At 60.2% G+C, this 14,369-nt stretch carries 14 protein-coding genes; 4 read left to right on the forward strand and 10 right to left on the reverse strand.

Annotation, left to right across the window (positions count from 1 at the left end; genetic code table 11):
• Window positions 1–271 precede the first annotated feature (271 nt).
• On the reverse strand, window positions 272–445 hold the full coding sequence (locus PSH86_RS14870) for a DUF6026 family protein (RefSeq protein WP_018601582.1): 174 nt from the start codon (window positions 443–445) through the stop codon (window positions 272–274).
• A gap of 274 nt (window positions 446–719) precedes the next feature.
• Here PSH86_RS14870 and gnd point away from each other — a divergent pair, with 274 nt between their 5' ends.
• The 3 genes from gnd to PSH86_RS14885 are packed head-to-tail and all read left to right on the forward strand — an operon-like array spanning window position 720 to window position 4,035.
• On the forward strand, window positions 720–1,700 hold the full coding sequence (gnd, locus tag PSH86_RS14875; RefSeq protein WP_305490322.1) for a phosphogluconate dehydrogenase (NAD(+)-dependent, decarboxylating): 981 nt from the start codon (window positions 720–722) through the stop codon (window positions 1,698–1,700).
• Window positions 1,697–3,217 (forward strand): glucose-6-phosphate dehydrogenase, encoded by a 1,521-nt coding sequence (gene zwf / locus PSH86_RS14880; protein ID WP_109755353.1) that lies wholly within the window; start codon window positions 1,697–1,699, stop codon window positions 3,215–3,217. The genes gnd and zwf overlap by 4 nt, the downstream gene beginning before the upstream one ends.
• Window positions 3,214–4,035 (forward strand): HAD family hydrolase, encoded by an 822-nt coding sequence (locus tag PSH86_RS14885; RefSeq protein ID WP_109755354.1) that lies wholly within the window; start codon window positions 3,214–3,216, stop codon window positions 4,033–4,035. The genes zwf and PSH86_RS14885 overlap by 4 nt, the downstream gene beginning before the upstream one ends.
• Before the next feature lie 172 nt (window positions 4,036–4,207).
• On the opposite strand, the gene nhaB is transcribed toward PSH86_RS14885, so the two are convergent.
• The 3 genes from nhaB to PSH86_RS14900 all read right to left on the reverse strand — a co-directional run bounded on the left by nhaB (window position 4,208) and on the right by PSH86_RS14900 (window position 7,545).
• Complete coding sequence (nhaB, locus tag PSH86_RS14890; protein WP_116832350.1) at window positions 4,208–5,710, reverse strand: sodium/proton antiporter NhaB; 1,503 nt, start codon at window positions 5,708–5,710, stop codon at window positions 4,208–4,210.
• A 95-nt stretch (window positions 5,711–5,805) separates the two neighbouring features.
• The gene (locus PSH86_RS14895; protein WP_116832351.1) at window positions 5,806–7,095 is read right to left on the reverse strand and encodes a hypothetical protein; all 1,290 of its coding nucleotides are present in this window, start codon (window positions 7,093–7,095) and stop codon (window positions 5,806–5,808) included.
• Between the two features lie 183 nt (window positions 7,096–7,278).
• The gene (locus PSH86_RS14900) at window positions 7,279–7,545 is read right to left on the reverse strand and encodes a hypothetical protein (RefSeq protein ID WP_109755357.1); all 267 of its coding nucleotides are present in this window, start codon (window positions 7,543–7,545) and stop codon (window positions 7,279–7,281) included.
• 341 nt (window positions 7,546–7,886) lie between these two features.
• On the opposite strand from PSH86_RS14900, the gene PSH86_RS14905 reads away from it, so the two are divergent.
• A complete protein-coding gene (locus PSH86_RS14905) occupies window positions 7,887–9,212 on the forward strand; it encodes a sigma-54 dependent transcriptional regulator (protein WP_109755358.1) in 1,326 nt (441 codons plus the stop codon).
• A gap of 139 nt (window positions 9,213–9,351) precedes the next feature.
• On the opposite strand, the gene PSH86_RS14910 is transcribed toward PSH86_RS14905, so the two are convergent.
• The 6 genes from PSH86_RS14910 to PSH86_RS14935 all read right to left on the reverse strand — a co-directional run bounded on the left by PSH86_RS14910 (window position 9,352) and on the right by PSH86_RS14935 (window position 14,349).
• Complete coding sequence (locus tag PSH86_RS14910; RefSeq protein ID WP_109755359.1) at window positions 9,352–10,635, reverse strand: transporter; 1,284 nt, start codon at window positions 10,633–10,635, stop codon at window positions 9,352–9,354.
• A 46-nt stretch (window positions 10,636–10,681) separates the two neighbouring features.
• Window positions 10,682–11,428 (reverse strand): hypothetical protein, encoded by a 747-nt coding sequence (locus PSH86_RS14915; protein ID WP_305490323.1) that lies wholly within the window; start codon window positions 11,426–11,428, stop codon window positions 10,682–10,684.
• 58 nt (window positions 11,429–11,486) lie between these two features.
• On the reverse strand, window positions 11,487–12,167 hold the full coding sequence (locus PSH86_RS14920) for a C39 family peptidase (RefSeq protein WP_305490324.1): 681 nt from the start codon (window positions 12,165–12,167) through the stop codon (window positions 11,487–11,489).
• A 103-nt stretch (window positions 12,168–12,270) separates the two neighbouring features.
• Window positions 12,271–13,248 carry a heme utilization protein gene (locus PSH86_RS14925; protein ID WP_109755362.1) on the reverse strand — a complete coding sequence of 326 codons (978 nt, stop codon included), beginning with the start codon at window positions 13,246–13,248 and terminating at the stop codon, window positions 12,271–12,273.
• A gap of 59 nt (window positions 13,249–13,307) precedes the next feature.
• A complete protein-coding gene (locus PSH86_RS14930; RefSeq protein ID WP_109755363.1) occupies window positions 13,308–13,901 on the reverse strand; it encodes an adhesin in 594 nt (197 codons plus the stop codon).
• 1 nt (window position 13,902) lies between these two features.
• Window positions 13,903–14,349 (reverse strand): hypothetical protein, encoded by a 447-nt coding sequence (locus PSH86_RS14935; RefSeq protein WP_163853753.1) that lies wholly within the window; start codon window positions 14,347–14,349, stop codon window positions 13,903–13,905.
• Window positions 14,350–14,369 lie beyond the last annotated feature (20 nt).

Below are 14,369 nucleotides of genomic sequence, written 5' to 3' on the forward strand. Positions count from 1 at the left end.
TTTTTCGGATACAAATCGGTAACTTGGCGCGAATGCACCCAGGCGAGGGAGGTATTTGTGACGTGTATTCACCTGAGAGCAAGCCCTGTGGGAGCAAGGCTGGCCCGCGATGAACGATGCCGCAAGTTCAGCCTTTCGACCGCCGGGCGGCTATCGCAGGCAAGCTTTGCTGCCGCGGATAGAACCCTCGCCACAAGTACGCATGGCGGGCCTACAGGCGAGTGACACCGGAATGCCAGTGTCACTTGCTGGCGCTGTGCCTCTGGGGCGCTTACCGCGCCAGGGACTGGCTTTGGTGGGGCAGTTGTGCGTGCTGCAGTTGCATGCGCAACTGCATCACTTCATCGAGCAGCAGATCGCGTTCTTCCTTGAGTAGGCGCAATTCATCGCGACGAATGGTCACATAAAGGGTTTGGGGAGGACGTGCGGTAACGACAGGGCCCATTGCTCACCTCGCAAATGGCGTACATCAACTATAGAGATGTCGCCAGTATTTGGTCGACACCTCTACTATCGGCGCCGATTCTGATTTCTTTTGCTTGTGATTGGAACTTTTTTATTTTTCATGGTCGCTGTGTCTTTGGCCGGATCGTGAGCGTTATCCCTTGTGATCGCTCGAATTACCCGGAAACTATGCGGCAATGCTCTGGACTAACCTCCACTAGTCGATAGCGTTTCATCTTTGACACACCTTTATTTGTAGTAGGGAGCATCAGCACATGCAACTCGGGATTATTGGACTGGGCCGCATGGGCGGCAATATTGCGCGGCGCCTGATGCTCAATGGGCACACCACCGTCGTTTATGACCGCAATGCCGCTTTTGTCGAAAACCTGCGCCAGGAAGGCGCCACAGGCGTCGCGGACCTGCCGGCGCTGGTCGCCGGCCTGGAGAAACCACGGGCGGTCTGGGTCATGCTGCCGGCCGGCGCACCCACCGAAGACACCATCAATGACCTCAGTGAACTGCTTGAGCCAGGCGACGTGATCATTGATGGCGGCAACACGTACTACAAGGACGACATCCGTCGCGCTCAGGTCCTGTCGGAAAAAGGCCTGAGCTACATCGACGTTGGCACCTCCGGCGGCGTTTGGGGCTTGGAGCGCGGCTACTGCATGATGATTGGCGGTGATGCCGAAGTGGTCCAGCGCCTGGACCCGTTGTTCGATAGCCTGGCGCCGGGCATGGGCGACATCCCGCGCACCCGTGACCGCAAATCCGACGATGACCGCGCCGAACGTGGCTATATCCATGCAGGTCCGGCCGGCTCGGGGCATTTCGTGAAGATGATCCACAATGGGATCGAATACGGAATGATGCAGGCCTTTGCCGAGGGCTTTGACATCCTCAAGACCAAATCCAGCGAAAGCCTGCCACCGGAGCAGCGTTTCGACCTGAACCTGGCCGATATCGCCGAAGTCTGGCGTCGCGGTAGCGTGGTGTCGTCCTGGTTGCTGGACTTGACCGCCGATGCGCTGGCCAGCGATCCGAAACTGGACGGTTTTTCCGGCGAAGTCGCCGACAGCGGCGAAGGGCGCTGGACCATCGAAGCCGCCATCGAGCAAGCGGTGCCGGTTCCGGTCCTGTCCAGTTCGCTGTTTGCCCGTTTCCGCTCACGCCAGCAAAGCACGTACGGTGACAAAATGCTCTCGGCCATGCGCTTCGGCTTTGGCGGCCACGTGGAGATACCGAAAAAATGACCTCGATCGGCAGCAAATCCAAGGCAGAACCCGCGCCGCCGACCACGCTGTTCCTGTTCGGCGCCCATGGCGATCTGGTCAAGCGTCTGCTGATGCCGGCGCTTTACCACCTCAGTCGCGACGGTCTGCTGGACGATGGGCTGCGCATCATCGGGGTTGACCACAACGCTATCAGCGATGTGGATTTTGCCAAGAAACTCGAGGACTTCATCCGTAACGAAGCGGCGAGCAAGGGCGGTGATGCCAACCGTGCGCTCGACCCGCTGCTGTGGGCCAAGCTGGCCCGAGGCATCAGTTACGTCCAGGGTGATTTCCTCGATGACGGCACCTACCAGGCGCTGGCGGCGAAAATCGCCGCCAGCGGCACCGGCAACGCGGTTTTCTACCTGGCGACCGCGCCGCGCTTTTTCAGTGAAGTGGTCAGCCGCCTCGGTGCGGCCGGGCTGCTTCAGGAGCAGGAGGGGGCCTTTCGGCGCGTGGTGATCGAAAAACCGTTCGGTTCCGACCTGCACACCGCCGAAGCGCTGAACGCCTGCCTGCTCAAGGTCATGAGCGAGAAACAGATCTATCGCATCGACCATTACCTGGGTAAGGAAACGGTGCAGAACATTCTGGTCAGCCGTTTCTCCAACAGCCTGTTCGAAGCGTTCTGGAACAACCACTACATCGACCACGTACAAATCACCGCCGCCGAAACCGTCGGCGTGGAAACCCGTGGCAGCTTTTATGAACACACCGGCGCCTTGCGGGACATGGTGCCCAATCATCTTTTCCAACTGCTGGCGATGGTGGCCATGGAGCCGCCAGCGGCCTTTGGTGCCGACGCCGTGCGCGGAGAAAAGGCCAAGGTCGTCGGGGCGATTCGGCCCTGGTCGGTGGAGCAGGCGCGCGCCAACTCCATACGGGGCCAGTACACGGCCGGTGAGGTCGGCGGCAAGGCGGTGAATGGCTATCGCCAGGAGGCCAACGTGGCGCCTGACAGCAGCACCGAGACCTACGTCGCCCTGAAGGTCATGATCGACAACTGGCGTTGGGTCGGCGTGCCGTTTTACCTGCGTACCGGCAAGCGCATGAGCGTGCGCGACACGGAAATCGTCATCTGCTTCAAGCCAGCGCCTTACGCGCAGTTTCGCGACACCGAAGTCGACGAACTGCAACCTACATACTTGAGAATCCAGATTCAGCCCAATGAAGGCATGTGGTTCGACCTGCTGGCCAAACGGCCGGGGCCGGCGCTCGACATGGCCAATATCGAATTGGGCTTCGCCTACAAGGACTTCTTCGAAATGCAGCCGTCCACGGGTTACGAAACCTTGATCTACGATTGCCTGACTGGTGACCAGACCTTGTTCCAGCGCGCCGACAACATCGAAAACGGCTGGCGCGCCGTGCAGCCATTCCTTGATGCCTGGCAACAGGACGCAGCGGTCCAGCCTTACAAGGCCGGTGAAGATGGCCCGTCGGCCGCCGATGATCTGCTGATCCGCGACGGTCGCGTCTGGCACGGCCTCGGATGAGTGATCAACTGAAACACCCCATCCGCTTTTTGCTCAGTGACATGGACGGTACGCTGCTGCTGCCTGACCACAGTCTCAACCAACGCACCATCGAAGCCGTTCGTTCATTGCGTGAGGCCGGCGTGCTGTTCAGCCTCGCCACCGGGCGGCCGCCCCGGGCGATGTTGCAGCAGATCGAGGCCTTGGGCGTCGATCTGCCCACCGCGGCGTTCAACGGCGGCACGCTGGTTCATCCCGACGGCAGTTTCCTCGCCGTGCATTACTTGCCTGCCGAGGCGGCGCTAGCCACCTTGGCGCTGTACGCCGATCAGCCTGGCATCGAGGTCTGGGTATTTGCCGACGGCGACTGGCTGGTGCGTGACGCCAACGGGCCGATGGTGCCGGTTGAAACCCGCGGGCTGGGTTATCCGCCGGTGCAGGTCGACAGCTTCGAACCCTATCTGGAACGTATCGACAAGATTGTCGCCACCAGCGCCAACACGGACCTGCTGGTGGAACTGGAGGCTCGGCTGCATCCGCTGCTCAAAGGCCAGGCCCAGGTGTCACGTTCACAACCGATCTACCTGGATGTGACAGCGATGCAGGCCAACAAGGGCGAAGCACTGGCGACCCTGGCAGCGTTCCTGGAAGTGCCACTGGAGCAGACGGCGGCCATGGGGGATGGCGGCAACGACCCGGCGATGTTTCATCGTGCTGGTTTGTCGATTGCCATGGGGCAGGCGGAGGAGGCGATCAAGCGTCAGGCGGATGTCGTGACCGCCGCCGTGACCGAAGACGGTGCGGCCCTGGCGATCGAGCGGTACATCCTGCCGCGGTAGACCGCCCAGGCCTTTGGTGGAACGGGAATTTATTCCCACTGTGGGAGCAAAGCTTGCTCGCGAAACAGGCACCTCGGTTCCTGAGAGACCGCATCGCCTTCATCGCGGGCAAGCCTTGCTCCCACAGAAGGATCCCCTCGCCACAGGTTTTTCTTCTGTTCAGCAATATTTTCTACAACCAGTACGTCACCGCATACCAGCCCAGGCCACCCATCACCACGGTATAGGGCAGGGCCATCCAGACCATCCGGCCATAGGACAGGCGAATCAGTGGGGCAATCGCTGAGGTCAGCAGGAACAGGAAGGCGGCCTGGCCGTTAGGCGTGGCGACGCTGGGCAGGTTGGTGCCGGTGTTGATGGCCACCGCCAGGGTCTCGAACTGCTCACGGCTCATGTGGCCGGAGACGAAGGCCTGCTTCACTTCGGTAATGTAGATGGTCGCCACGAATACGTTGTCGCTGATGGCTGACAGCAGGCCGTTGGCAATGAAGAGCATGCCTGGCTGTTGATCGGCGGGCAGGGCGAGCACCCATTGAATCAGCGGGGTGAACAGTTGCTGGTCATGAATGACCGCTACCACCGCAAAGAACACCACCAGCAGTGCGGTAAAGGGCATGGCGTCCTTGAACGCGTTGCCGAGCCGGTGCTCGTCGGTGATCCCCGTGAAGGCGGTAATCAACACGATGACCATCAGGCCGATCAGGCCGACTTCGGCGATGTGCAGGGCCAGGCCGACGATCAGGATCAACGCAGCGATGCCCTGCACGATCAGGGCGGCGCGTTGGCGTGCTGTGCGTTCGCGATTGTCCTGCTCGGCGTAGTCGGCCAGTACGGTACGTACGTTGTCCGGCAGTAGCGTGCCGTAACCGAACCAGCGCAGCTTTTCCAGTGCCACACAGGTTACCAACCCTGCCACCAGCACGGGCAACGACACTGGCGCGACTTTGAGGAAGAAATCTGCAAAATGCCAGCCCATCTCATGGCCGATCAGCAGGTTCTGCGGTTCGCCCACCAGGGTACATACGCCGCCCAGCGCGGTGCCTACGGCGCCATGCATCAGCAGGCTGCGTAGAAACGCCCGAAACTGGTTGAGATCTTCATGATGGTGCGACGGCAGCTCGTGGTCTTCATCGACGTTGCTGTCCAGGCGTGGATCATTGCCCGAGGCCACACGGTGATACACCGCATAGAAGCCCACGGCCGCACTGATGATCACCGCCGTGACGGTCAAGGCATCGAGGAAGGCCGACAGGAACGCCGAGAGAAAGCAGAACATCAAGGCCAGCAGCGCCTTGGAACGCACGCCCAGGAGCAGGCGTGAAAACAGGAACAGCAGCAGATCCTTCATGAAGTAGATGCCGGCGACCATGAACATCAGCAGCAGGATGACCGGGAAGTTATGCAGCAGCTCGTCGTACAGCGCTTTGGGGGTGGTCATGCCCAGCACCAGGGCTTCGACCAGCAACAGGCCGCCAGGCATCAGCGGGTAGCATTTAAGGGCCATGGCGAGGGTGAAGATGAACTCCACCACTAGCATCCAACCGGCAATGACCGGACCCAGGGTCCACAGCACCACGGCATTGAGGATCAGGAAAGTGATGATGCACGCCTTATACCAGCGTGGGGAGTGCCCCAGAAAGTTGTGCGCGAAAGCCTGAGCCATTGGACCGGACATCGGCTGCTCCTTTTAATTAGAAGCGCGCAACTTGCCGTAAGAGATGGGGAATATCAAGCGTAGGAATAAATACTGTTCCCCCGGGATAATTCGGTTCAGGCCCAATATCGCGCAACCACCGCTCGATAACGACCGTGGAGCGAATAGCCGCCCACCAGGATTCTGCCGTCAGCCTGCACCGCCAGGGCGGTGGCGGTGTCCAGGCTGTAGCCGAGTCGCGTACGAACCCAGCCTTTGCCCTGGCCAAAATCCGGATCGAGGCTGGCATCCGGCAAGTGCCGGGCAAGTATGAAATCGGCCTCGATACCGCCGATGGTGGCACCGGCGGTCACCAGTTTTCCGTCCGGCTGAAGTTGAGCGGCGGTCCACTGACTGGCGTTGCGTCCGATCGCCATGAGCCGGCACTGGCCCTGGTTGCAGTGACGGTCCGGCTTGCCGTCCGGGCGCACTTTCAGGGCCAGGCTATGCATCGGGTCACGGCTGCTGCCGAATACTTGCAGATCACCGTTCGCATCCTGAACGATCTGGCTGACCATTACGCTGTGACCTTGCGCCAGGATTGTCATGAAGCCGTTCTCGCCGAAGCTGTCATCGAGTTTGCCACTGCTGTCATAGCGGGCAATCAAACCATGCTGGGGCAAGTCGATGGCACCGCCGACGACAATATGACCGTCAGCCTGGAGCACCAGGCAGCCGAGCCAGGTATTTTTCAATAAGCGTCGGACCATCACGAAACCGCGACCGTTGAACGAGGTATCCAATGTTCCGTCCGGCAAGAGGCGGATCAGTACGCCGACATGATCGGACAATTGGTAGTGGTGGTTGGCGAGCACAAGGATCCGGCCATCGGCCTGCACTTGCATGTCGCAGGCTTCAAGCCCCGGCACGCCGGGCGGCAGCCACGGATCGCGCAGGCCTTGGGAGAGATTGCCGCAAAGCCGGATGATGTGCCGGCCGCCGTTGCCGAAGCTTTGAACGGCGCGACCTTGCTGGTCGAACAGCGCCAGGGCAGGAAGGGTGTGGTCGTTGTTTTCGTAGTGCAGGCCGGACAGCAGGATCTGCCCGTCGGGCAACTCGATCACTTGGCCTGCGGTTGCTTCGAAGCCGTTTTCAAATGAGCCAATCACGCAACCGTCGGTACCGAAGCCCGGGTCAGGCAAGCCGTCATGATTGAGTCGCGCCAACCCGAACCGACTGCCGCGGGCTGTCTCGATCCTGGCTGCCACAAGAATTCGTCCGGCGTGGTCGAGGGTCAGCCCGGTGGTCAGGCTCGAGGTGCTGTCTTCGAAATGAATCCAGGCTTTGCCGTTGGCGGCAAAGCCTGAGTCAAGTTGCCCGGCGTGGGCCATGGCCCCGGGGAGCACAAACGCGAACTGATCGAGCATGCCTGCCTCTCCTTGCGTATCGACCGGCCCGAAAGGGCGACGACTGCATGAGGGCATCATTCAATCCCTGAATGTGGCAACGCACAACTGTCATGTTCTACAGATACAGCGGCGATTCGTGCCATAACAATGGCTTTACAACCCAGAGCCAAGCCTGCAATCGATAACAGGCTTTACAGGTCGTTATTCAGGCATCGACCAGGATTGCAGTTTGTAGCCTTCCTGGCTCAGTTCGGCACGGGCCTGTTTCAACAGGTCGGCCAGTTGGACCGGGTCGGTATAGGCGCTGCTCGGAATCTGGGTGCGGCCAATATGAGTATTGGTACGGTCGATGACGGTCAGGCTGAGTTCACCGTTGCCGTCTTGTGGAGCCCAGGCCACGCATTGGAAAGGACGGAATGCGCGGTCGGCAATCAAAAGAGCTTCGTTGATACGGAGCGGGGCGTTCATGGCGTTTTCTCTTAAGTGTGCCCAAACAAATGATGTGCCGTCGGTTGGGCGTACCGTGCGGCTGGTTACTTGTACTGATGTTCCGAACCCGCACGCGGGTCACACATTATTTAAATAAATTTCGATTTTCTTTCAGACCAGGCTTTTGGGCTTTTGTTTGAAAGCGCCATGAAAGAAACAGGTGCGCGACAACTAACGAAACGCTCGCTTATAACCACTTTGACGCGATCTCGATAATCAATTGATACAAGGAGGCGTCAACTTCTTGCTACTGTTACATGCAGGTTTGCCAAACGACTGTTTCTAATCATATTTCCTTATTTTGGCGCCAAGGATCAGTCATGATCGAAGCCAGTACGTCACGTCGTCTGCTCGTGGTTGATCCCTGCGACGATTGTCATCGTTTGTTGCCAGGTTTGCGCACCATTGGCTGGGATGTGGACAGTTGCTCCCTCGAACACGCCGGCGATCGGACCTGTGACGTCGGTCTTTTGCGGTTGCAGCCCTTCCATCTGGAACGCCCGGAAGCAGTCAAGGAGTTGATCAGTCGCAGCGGTACCGAATGGATCGCCGTGCTCAACCAGGAAGTGTTGCGCCTGCAGAACGTCGGTGATTTTGTCTGCGAATGGTTTTTCGACTTCCATACCTTGCCGTTCGACGTGTCCAGGGTCCAGGTGACACTGGGCCGGGCGTTTGGCATGGCGCGCCTGCGGGGGCAGGGCTCGATCCACATTGATCAGCCCGAACATGAGCTGCTGGGCGACAGCAAGCCGATTCGCGAGCTGCGTAAATTGTTGAGCAAGCTGGCGCCTGCCGAGTCGCCGGTGTTGATCCGGGGCGAAAGCGGTACCGGCAAGGAGCTGGTGGCGCGCACCCTGCATTGTCAGTCTCACCGGCGTAACCGGCCGTTCATTGCCATCAACTGCGGAGCCATCCCGGAGCACCTGATCCAGTCCGAGTTGTTCGGGCATGAGAAGGGCGCGTTCACTGGCGCTCACCAACGCAAGATCGGACGGATCGAGGCGGCCCACGGCGGCACGTTGTTTCTCGATGAAATTGGCGACCTGCCGTTGGAGTTACAGGCCAACCTGCTGCGCTTTCTACAGGAAAAACACATTGAGCGGGTCGGCGGTAGCCAGCCGATTGCGGTCGATGTGCGAGTCTTGGCGGCTACCCATGTGGACCTTGAGGCGGCCATCGAGAACAAGCGATTTCGCGAGGATCTGTATTACCGCCTGAATGTGTTGCAAGTGGTGATGGCGCCGCTGCGCGAACGCCATGGCGACCTGGCGATGCTCGCCAGCCACTTTTCCCATTTCTACAGCCGGGAAACCGGCCGCCGCCCCCGCAGCTTCAGCGACGATGCATTGGTGGCGATGGGCATGCATGACTGGCCCGGCAATGTGCGGGAACTGGCCAACCGCGTCCGTCGCGGCTTGGTGCTGGCCGAGGGGCGACAAATCGAGGCCCGGGACCTCGGCCTGGCCAGTCACCAAGGCGTGGCGGCCCCGATGGGTACGCTGGAGGACTACAAGACCCGCGCCGAGCGCCAAGCCCTGAGCGATGTGCTCAATCGTCATAGCGACAACCTGAGCGTGGCCGCGAGGGTGCTGGGCGTGTCCCGGCCGACGTTCTATCGGTTGCTGCACAAGCATCAGATCCGCTGACTCAAGCCCTGCACGATTCCTTGTGGGAGCGAGCCTGCTCGCGATAGCGGTGTGTCAGTCACAGTTAAAATGACTGATCTACCGCTATCGCGAGCAGGCTCGCTCCCACAGGGTACGGTGTCAAGACCGTCATCCTGCGCTAGAAGTAATACGGGAATTTCAGGCTGAAGCTGAAATCCGGCGCATCGTCAGTCAGCCCGATGGACAGGTTGGGCACGATGGTCAGGTTGTCCGAGGCAGCGACGGTCATGCCGATGTTGAAGTAGCCGGCGTTGGCGTCGCTGGAGACCACCGATTCCCAGTCGCCGCCGTCCTGTTTGAGCTTGCTTTTCTTCTGGATCAGGTCAGAGACCGAGAACGACATGCTCATCTTCTCGTTCAAGGCAAAGGCAATGCCCGCGCCGAGCTGGAAGCTGTCGCCGATCCGCACCTTGCCCGGTACTTTCTGGTTGACCGTGGAACTGATGTCGTCGAACGATTCTTCGAAGTTATGGGTGTAGGAAAGGGTACCGAATAACACGGCCGGGTCGAAGGTCTTGACCAGCGAAAGCCCAGGGGTGATCGACCACACGCCATTGCCGGTGGGCAGGTCGTCAGGCACGAACAGGTTGGTGTTGGCCTGGGATTGACGCAGCTTGATGCCGAACGGGTCCTTGCCGGTTGGAGCCTTGACCCGCAGGGTGACCACCGCGTCCGGGTAGTTGATCGACTCATCCATGAACTTGTAGGCGATGCCGAAGTTGACGTCACCGATGGTCGGGTCGCGGGTCACGGTTTCTTCGCTGGTGACGCCGGCTGCGCCGTTGTTCGCGCCGCCTGACTGGTACGTGGATTCGCGGTAGACCACCGGGACGTTGAGGTCGAACTGCCAGCGGTTGTCAAAGTTGTAGCGACCGGTGAGGTCCAGCGTCCAGGTGTCGGCCTTGATCCGGTCGAGGTTGATGTTGCCCAGGAAAATCGAGTCCAGGGCCAGGAAACCATTGAGGATCAGTTGCCGCGTGTCGTAGCGCGAATAGGTCACGCCGGTCTCGAAACTGAATTTGCCGCCGCCGAAGAAACCGCTGGCCTCGTCATAGAGGTTGGAGACGCTCTGGGCCGGCTGGGAATCATCGGCCAGGGATTGTCCATAGCCGCTGCCGCCGGTCGTTGCCGCGCCACCGCCGGCCACGGTCTGGTTGCCTTTCATGTCGGCAGGGGACTTGGCCAGGCGCTTGGGCGGTGGAGCGGCGGGTTGATCCTCCACTTGGCGAACCCGCTGTTCGAGCACCGCCAGGGCCTTCTGTTGGACCTCGTAGCGTTGCTTGAGCTCAAGAAGCTCCTGTTTCAGGGCCTCTATTTCGGCATCCGGGGCCGCGTGCAACACGGTCGCCGGGAACAACGTGCTTAAACACATCACAGCGCGCAACGATACGGATCGATACATGAAATATGCCGTCCCTAATTGCCCAATGATCGGAAACCAGCGTAGTTCAATAACCGAGGTTACGCAGGCCGCGCAGTTGGGTCAGGTTGCAGTCCAGTGCGCCGGCGCTGGCGCCGTTATTGTTCAGCACCACGTTGAGTTGCGTCATGTTGTTGACCAGGTTGCTGTTGCCCAGCAGGCGAGTGTTTTGCAGCAAACCACCTTGGGCCACTTGTTGCAGGGTACTGCCTTGGTTATGGCTGGCCTGGATCGCCATTTGCACACCACTGCCGGTGGCGGTGACCGCGACACTGCCGGCGGCGTTGCTGCCGCTGATGGTCTGGCCCTTGGTCAGCAGTTGACCTTGGGAAGGCACGAGCGCGGGCGCCTGGTTGCTCTCTCTCACATTGATGTTGACGTTGTTGTAGGCGGTATTGCCGTCGCCGGCGGCACGTACGCTTTGGGTCACGCCCTGGCTCGTGCCAAGGCCGGCGCCACCGGTAATATTGCCGCTACCCTGTTCCGGGACGCTGCCGTTGCCGGTCTGCTTGATGGTGGAGACATAAAACTGGGGTTTGACGGTGGCGGACTGGATTTGCATGGTGCTGGTGGCGCCGATCAGGTCGCCGCTGGCGTTGCGCCAGGTACTGCTCATGACGATGCCGAAGCTGATGACTCGGCCGGGCATGATATAACGACCGCGCAGCTCGGCAAGCTCCTGGTCCTTGACTTCGATGGGTTTGAAGCCGGCATGGGCATAGCCCGAGGCAGCCGCGGCCAGGCAGGCCAGCGACAGCCAGTGTGAAGTTTTCATGTGCTGCTCCCGGAGCGTCCTGCTCCTTTTTGTACTTATGTTGGCAGTTGGTCGGCGATTAAAAGAAGTCGCTCTGTATGAAGCCGAAATCCATCAGTTCTGCATCCCTGACCGGGTTGAACCCGTCCAGTTTGTTACGTGCCGTCAGTGGTTGCGGAGGGTTGCGCAGCGCATTGGTCTTGTCATAGCCGGGGCCGACGATCGCAAAGACGATGCCGTTCCAGCCTTTGACGAAATCATCGTGGGCGTAGCGCTTGTGGCCCAGCACCGGGTCGCCGATGTAGACCCATTGCTTGTCGGCCCGCTGCAACACCACGAAGTGCTTGTAGCCGCGGATTTCCATCAGGACCACCACCGGGATCGTTACCGCTTCGAGTTTCTCTGGCGGTATCCGGTAGCCTCGGGCACGCATGCCGATGGCCTCCACGTAGCGCTTCATGTCCAGCATGGAAAACCCTTGGGTACGAACCAGATCCTGGTCGGCATTGACCAGCATGCCTTTGATGACGTGTTCTTCATCGACATCCAGCCAATAGGCCTGGCGCAGCACCGTGGCCAGCGCGGCGGCGCCGCAACTGAAATCGGTTTTCTGCTCGACAATGTCGCTGAACTTGCGCTCGCGTACGCTTTGCACCGGTTTGTAGACCAGCATGCCGCCAGGCAGGGCGGCGACTGGTATCTGCGCCGCTTCGGCCACGCAGGCCATGCAGAGCAGCAGTGAAACAGCAGTGACACGCATGATCGATACGCCTGGTGGGAACCCTGGAAAAAGCCCCTGTGGGAGCGAGCCTGTGGGAGCAAAGTTTGCTCCCACAGGGCAACTACCCCCGCAGTGGTACTTTTTACATGCAAGCCCTGCAGCCGGCAGCGATGGAGAGCGAGTTGCTCTGCTGGTTGCCCACGCCCGCCGACACGTTGGCGCCGCCGTTACCGGAGAAGCCGTTCATGGAGTTGGTCATGGTGGCGTTGTTGAGCACAGGGTTTTTCCAGCCGTCGCGGGTCAGCACTTGCTGGGTGTTGGTGCCGGACAGTTCGAAAGTACCCACGGCGGAGAACTTGAACTTGTCGTCATCGTGACCGCCACCGTAGCCACCTTTGTTGCCCCATCCGCCATGGCCGTCATCCTCGACGGTGCCGGTGCCTTTGGCCTTGAAGGTGCCGGAAGCGCTGGAGGTGCTGGTAAGGGTGTCGGTTTTGTAGGTCCGCACGCCTTTGTTGTCGACCACCAGGCCTGTGGAGGACTGATTGGCCTCGGCAGAGGCCTGTGCGACACGGCCACCCGATACGGCGATGGCCAGGTTGTTTTTCTGTTGGTTGAAGTTACCGGCGGTCACGTTGATGCCGATGTTGCCGGAGCCGTTGTTGCCCGCATTGGTGAGCGAGGCGTTGTTGTGGGTCGAGTTGTTTTTTACATAGTTGTTGGTATTGGTTTGCGTGGCACTTGAGGCGGCGACAGCCGAGCCGAAGATGAAGCTTTCGTCAGCGGTCGCCAGCGCTGCGGCGTTGTCTTGTTGGTTACCGTCGCCGGCGGCGATGTTGGCCCCCATGTTGCCGTTGCTGCCATTGAGGGAGTCGGTGGCTTCGGCGGTGTTTTTAGTACCCTGGTTGAGCACCTCGTTGCCGTCGCTGTTCTGCTCATCCATCACGGTAGCCATCGCGCTGGCGTTGATGGAAAGCTGTTCTTCCCACGTTGGGCCTTTGGGACCATGGTGGCCATGACCATTGCCGTGCCCGTTATCGTTTCCTCCAGCCTGTGCGGCCATTGCCATGACAGCGGCGAGAGCGAAAACCAATGGTTTTAGTGCCATTGTAGGTTTCATGGTGTTTCTCCTTGCGTGTCGTTGGTTAAGTGTCGGTACTTTCTTATGTAGCCTCCGGGTCAATCAGCGACTCGGATGCTCAGGGTGTTCGCCATACGGTTTCCCACCCCTGCGCTCTGGTTCACCTGGATGACCCCTCGGCTGCCGGTGAAGGCCTGGTCGCTGGTAACGACCTGGCGACTGCCGGTTGGGGCGCCAGTTGCTCCTGAGTTCGGTAGCAACGCCACGTTCTGTTGAGACAGGGCGCTGTCGTCAATGCTCTGCGGATGGGCACTGATGCCCACTCGCATGACATTGGCCATCTGGTTGTTGGCCCCGGCGGACTGGTTGACGCCCAGCACACCGTTGCCGTTGGTAAAGGATTGACCGCCGATGCGGGCGGTGGCGTTCATGGACGGGTTGGCCGGCGTGTCGACGCGTTGTTGCACATGGGTGCTGGCCTGGGCGTGGCTGCCGATGGCGATGGCTCGGGTGTTGGTCTGCTGGGTCTGGTCGCCGGCCGCCTGGTTGACGTTGAAGTTGCCGGTGTAATGGCTGCCGGAATCCTGCAGGTTGGCGCTACTGATCACCGCAACACCCGAATCGGCAAATACGTTGAAAGAGCTGAGCAGGGAAAGCATGAGCAGGGCGAGGAGAAACAGGGCGGGCTTCATGTCACTGGCCTCCCGCCAACCGACCCAACGGAGCCAGGCCGGAACTGAGCGAGCGGTTGATGGTGCCGGAGATCGCGCCGCCGCTACCACCACCGTGGCCGGCACTCATGCCCGGCATGCCGTTGGGGTTGGTCACGACGTTCAGGCCTTGCACACCGGTGTTCGGGGTGACGATGTTGCGGATCGACGAACCGCTGGCCACGCTGGCGAACTCGCCATCGCTCAGTTCGGTGCTGGCGGTGGCCTGGTTGATTCGCTCGGAGGGGTTGGCATTGACGGTGATCGGGTAGGGGTCTTTACCACCGTTGCGACCGATTGCAATGGGCTGCACGTCACGGGTGAGCACAATGACGCCGTTGCCCTCGGCCCGCGCTGGCAGGCTGAGCGTTGCGCTGGCGGCGCAGCCGATCAACAACAGACAGGTCAAACTTCTTTCGAAAGTCCCCACGGCATCGGTTCCTTCTTCGG

This window comes from Pseudomonas sp. FP2300 (assembly GCF_030687595.1).
In the GTDB taxonomy this organism is placed as follows: domain Bacteria; phylum Pseudomonadota; class Gammaproteobacteria; order Pseudomonadales; family Pseudomonadaceae; genus Aquipseudomonas; species Aquipseudomonas bijieensis.

Bases quoted from the DNA above. Each gene is read 5' to 3' on its own strand.
- PSH86_RS14870 (WP_018601582.1), bottom strand. From the start codon at position 445: ATGGGCCCTGTCGTTACCGCACGTCCTCCCCAAACCCTTTATGTGACC.
- gnd (WP_305490322.1), top strand. From the start codon at position 720: ATGCAACTCGGGATTATTGGACTGGGCCGCATGGGCGGCAATATTGCG.
- zwf (WP_109755353.1), top strand. From the start codon at position 1,697: ATGACCTCGATCGGCAGCAAATCCAAGGCAGAACCCGCGCCGCCGACC.
- PSH86_RS14885 (WP_109755354.1), top strand. From the start codon at position 3,214: ATGAGTGATCAACTGAAACACCCCATCCGCTTTTTGCTCAGTGACATG.
- nhaB (WP_116832350.1), bottom strand. From the start codon at position 5,710: ATGTCCGGTCCAATGGCTCAGGCTTTCGCGCACAACTTTCTGGGGCAC.
- PSH86_RS14895 (WP_116832351.1), bottom strand. From the start codon at position 7,095: ATGCTCGATCAGTTCGCGTTTGTGCTCCCCGGGGCCATGGCCCACGCC.
- PSH86_RS14900 (WP_109755357.1), bottom strand. From the start codon at position 7,545: ATGAACGCCCCGCTCCGTATCAACGAAGCTCTTTTGATTGCCGACCGC.
- PSH86_RS14905 (WP_109755358.1), top strand. From the start codon at position 7,887: ATGATCGAAGCCAGTACGTCACGTCGTCTGCTCGTGGTTGATCCCTGC.
- PSH86_RS14910 (WP_109755359.1), bottom strand. From the start codon at position 10,635: ATGTATCGATCCGTATCGTTGCGCGCTGTGATGTGTTTAAGCACGTTG.
- PSH86_RS14915 (WP_305490323.1), bottom strand. From the start codon at position 11,428: ATGAAAACTTCACACTGGCTGTCGCTGGCCTGCCTGGCCGCGGCTGCC.
- PSH86_RS14920 (WP_305490324.1), bottom strand. From the start codon at position 12,167: ATGCGTGTCACTGCTGTTTCACTGCTGCTCTGCATGGCCTGCGTGGCC.
- PSH86_RS14925 (WP_109755362.1), bottom strand. From the start codon at position 13,248: ATGAAACCTACAATGGCACTAAAACCATTGGTTTTCGCTCTCGCCGCT.
- PSH86_RS14930 (WP_109755363.1), bottom strand. From the start codon at position 13,901: ATGAAGCCCGCCCTGTTTCTCCTCGCCCTGCTCATGCTTTCCCTGCTC.